The organism is Streptomyces sp. MBT65 (assembly GCF_016612545.1).
Lineage (GTDB): Bacteria > Actinomycetota > Actinomycetes > Streptomycetales > Streptomycetaceae > Streptomyces.
The window spans coordinates 1-434 of the sequence record NZ_JAENRY010000770.1 but is presented as its reverse complement, the minus strand read 5'-3'; the positions used below and the strand labels follow the sequence as shown (position 1 = coordinate 434).

Here is a 434-nt window from a genome sequence, read left to right as displayed (position 1 = left end):
CCTCGGCACCGAACTCCACCGCACCGGCCGCTCCGGCGAAGCCGCCGACTACCTCTACCGAGGCCTCGACGCGGCCGTCCAGTGCAGCGCCGACGGCCTCGCCGAAACAGCCCGCACCGAACTCACCACCGCCGGCCTACGCCCCCACCCCCTTCACACCACAGAAACAGACACCCTCACCACCGACGAACGCACCGCGGCTACCTTGGCGGCACACGGGCGTACCGACCACGAGATCGCCGTAGAACTGGACACGGACGAACAGTCGGCAGTACGCCTCCTCTCGGCCGCCTACAGAAAACTGGGCACAGACCGCACGGGCCTGGAGGCGGCACTGATCAAACCAACGCAAGGCCGAACCCCCTAGGGGCGCGGGGAACCGCGCACAGAGCCCCGACCCACCCGCACCCGACAACGAACCCTCACCCCCGCCC

At 69.6% G+C, this 434-nt stretch carries 1 pseudogene; it reads left to right on the top strand.

Annotation, left to right across the window (positions count from 1 at the left end):
- Positions 1-367, top strand: a pseudogene (locus JHN63_RS52035) (ATP-binding protein); the annotation flags it as partial.
- Positions 368-434 lie beyond the last annotated feature (67 nt).